This is a genomic window from Deltaproteobacteria bacterium, assembly GCA_009930495.1.
Taxonomy (GTDB): domain Bacteria; phylum Desulfobacterota; class Desulfovibrionia; order Desulfovibrionales; family Desulfomicrobiaceae; genus Desulfomicrobium.
This window is the reverse complement of sequence record RZYB01000231.1, coordinates 1-3,432: the sequence shown is the minus strand read 5'-3', so window position 1 is coordinate 3,432 and position 3,432 is coordinate 1. Positions and strand designations below refer to the sequence as shown.

At 56.1% G+C, this 3,432-nt stretch carries 3 protein-coding genes; all 3 read left to right on the top strand.

Annotation, left to right across the window (positions count from 1 at the left end):
• Window positions 1-51: 51 nt before the first annotated feature.
• Window positions 52-750, top strand: a complete 699-nt coding sequence (locus tag EOL86_13020) for a flagellar hook-length control protein FliK (GenBank protein ID NCD26495.1) — start codon at window positions 52-54, stop codon at window positions 748-750.
• A 12-nt stretch (window positions 751-762) separates the two neighbouring features.
• Complete coding sequence (locus EOL86_13015; GenBank protein ID NCD26494.1) at window positions 763-1,575, top strand: flagellar hook assembly protein FlgD; 813 nt, start codon at window positions 763-765, stop codon at window positions 1,573-1,575.
• Between the two features lie 42 nt (window positions 1,576-1,617).
• Window positions 1,618-3,432, top strand: a 1,815-nt coding sequence (locus EOL86_13010) for a flagellar hook-basal body complex protein (protein ID NCD26493.1), incomplete at its 3' end; no start/stop codon positions are given.

Here is a 3,432-nt window from a genome sequence, read left to right as displayed (position 1 = left end):
ACCGAGGACGCGCTGGGAAAAAGCGCCGAGCAGGCGTCTCCTTCTCCTGCCGTGAAAAAATCTGCCCCATCCATGGGAAATACATTTTCAGACGGCTTCGCGGATCAGAAACGGTCGAGGCATGAGAGCGGGGCGGATTCCAAATTTGCTTTCGGACAAGAGAAAGGCGCGGCCATGCTTGCCGAGCCGTCGGGCGCCGCCGCGCCGTCGTTTTCCATGGAAGCAGAGCTCGCGGTGACAGGCCAGGCCAGAACGGAAGCGCTGGCGGCCAAGGCGGACGCATCGCTTGCGCGCCAGGCCGAGGTGTACAAGCAGGTTGAGAATGGTGCGTTCACCAATTTGTCCCAAGGCGGCAAGCAGCTGGTCATCAGACTCGATCCGCCCGAGTTGGGCCAGGTGAGCGTTATTTTGCGGGTTCATGGCAAGGAGGTGCAGGCTGTCCTGCGCGCGACCAGTCCGGAAACAACGCAGGCCCTGAACGAGCAGCTTGGGCATTTGCGCGGCCAGCTCGAGGCGCAAGGCCTCCGGGTTGGCAAGCTTGAGGTGCAGACCCAGCTTCCCGATGGGCAGACGGACGCCCAATGGCAAGGGGCGGAGCAGCATAATGAGTCGCAAAGAAATCGGGAGTCATCCATGTCGAGCCAGCGTTTTCGATTTTTAAGTGGCTCTGATGGAAGTCTGGCCCAGGATGTGCATGAGGTCTCGTACACGGAAAAAAATTCCAGTGGTGGATTGGACCTCTTTGCCTGACAGGAGCGCCGTATGACCGTTGATTCCATTCTTTCCGGATTAAGTTCCGCGACAACGAATACTTCCAGTTCGTCGCCGAGCGCGAGTAGCGCCCTGGACAAGGATGATTTTTTACAGCTGCTGGTCACGCAGCTTCAGCATCAGGATCCGCTCAATCCGCTCGATGATAAGGAATTCATTGCCCAGTTGGCGCAGTTCTCGAGCTTGGAGCAAATGAACAATGTCGCGGCCGGGATCGAATCGATCAATGAAACCCTGGCCAAGCAGGATGCCTTGAGCGCCGCGAGTTACATTGGCAAGAATGTGGTCGCCGAGGGCAACGCAATCACGAAGATGGATGAAGGCGTCACGCCGATCTATTTCACGCTGAATGATGCGGCGTCGACAGTGCGAATCAATGTTTATGACCAGAATAACAACATCGTAAGCACGCAAAGTTTGAATTCCATGCAGGCTGGTGAGTATAATTTTTCATGGGATGGACTTGAATACACGGGAAACGAAGCGCCGAATGGGAAATACTCGGTGTATTTCGCGGCCGAAAGCTCCGATGGCAGCGCGGTTCTCGTGAATACAAAGGTCACTGGAACAATAGTTGGTATTTCAAGAAATAGCGACGGGACTTCTTTTACGCTGGGCGACGGTCGTACGGTCGGGTTTGACGATATTTCCATGGTCACCCAGGGAACTTCGGCCTCGTCGGTATCTTCGTCGTCCACGGAGGATGCATCGTCCGCGGACGACACGCCATCCACGGAAAAGGCCTCCACGGAGGACTCGTCAGCGACCGACGCCTCGTCGTCACGGGCGGAAGCTGAAGGCTAGTAGCGGTTTGTCCATGTTGCATGGTGAAATGAGGGGGTAGATATGAGTTTGTCAGCATCAATGTATTCCGGGACCAGCGGCCTGAAGGTTCATGGCGAAGGGATGACCGTTATCGGCAATAATATATCCAACGTGTCGACCGTGGGATTCAAGGCTTCGACCATGCAGTTCGAGGACGCCCTGAGTCAGCAAATATCCACTGCCGCTGGAATTGGCCAGATTGGACGCGGTGCGGCCATTGGCGTGGTTCGTGGTGATTTTTCCCAGGGTTCGGTCGAGACCACGACGTCTTCGACGGATTTGTCCATTGGCGGCAACGGTTTCTTCGTGGTCTCTCCCGTGGGTCAGGAAGTAAGTTATTACACCCGGGCGGGAAACTTCACTTTTGATCAGGACGGATTCCTGGTCGATACCCATGGATATCGGGTTCAGGGATGGGAGGTGTTGCAGGAGGATTCGAGCGTGGCCGCCAGTGGTGACTCGACCATGACCGAACAGACAGGAGTCAAGATCGCGGGGGTGCCGCAAGATATCAAGCTGAACAATTTTCAGTCTCCTCCCCAAGCCACCAGTCGGGTGGACATGATCGTCAACGTGGATTCCCAATCGGCGGACAAGGTGACCAACGACGGCTTGCCGCCACTGTCCGAGGACCCGCTCAATGGTGCTGATCTGGATGGGAGCCCACTGACGGCTTTGTTCGACACGTATGACGCGACCTCCGCGGAAGGACCTATCGGCGACGACAAGTATGCCTACCAGTCGACCATCAAGGTCTATGACGAAAACGGAACCGCGCATAATCTGACGGTGTACATGGACCCCGTGGAAGATCCGGACGTGGTCAACAGCGCGGGGGGCAAGCGGTATTGGGAATACATCGTCACCGTGCCGGTCAACGAGGACAACCGTGAGTTTTGGGGGGCTCAGCCCGATCAGAGCAAGCGGGGCATCCTCATGGCCGGAACCATGACGTATAACTCCGCCGGTGAGATGGAGAACATGTCGGCCTTTACGATCAACAATCCTTACGACGGCACAGGTGGTGTGGCTCCCATACCATCCGATCCGGGTCCGCCGGCCGTTGCCCCCGTGGAGGGCACGTTTGCCACCGATGCCAGTAGGATCGAGAATTGGACGCCGGCGAATTTTTCGCAAAATGGCTACCCGATCTGCACCGCGAATTTTTTGGGATCCGAAAACGGCAGCATCACGGCCACGGACAAGGATGCCTTGACGGCAAACGTGCCACCAAAGGATGAAACGTTGGATGCCAACAGTAAATCCAAAAACATAGAGATCAATTTCGGTATTCGAAACAAGTCAACGGATTGGATAGGCGGCGAGGATAACGCCGGCAAGGAAGGTCTGAACAATCTGGCGGAGCTCCAGGGGTTGCTCGCTGCCGTGGATGGTGGATCATACGATTCGGTCGCGGACGGCTTGAAGGCGATCAATGGCATTGCTTCGCCGGAGATCAGCGCGCTGGCTTCGACGAATTACAGCACGGGCTCGACCACGATCTTTCAATCCCAGGATGGCTACACCGCTGGATTTTTACAGAACATCTCCGTGGATCGCGATGGCGTCATCACCGGTAACTACTCCAACGGACAGGTTTTGCAGCTTTTTGCCGTGACCCTGGCCACATTCAATAATAATTATTCCTTGTATCGCGAGGGCGGAAATCTGTTCTCCGAGACCAAGTCTTCCGGGCCGCCAATCACCGGCCTAGCCAACACCGGCGGCAAGGGGAGCATCGCTTCCAATTCCCTGGAACAGTCCAACGTGGATCTGGCCACGGAGTTCGTGAAGATGATCACCACGGAAAAAGGATTCCAGGCCAACTCCAAGACC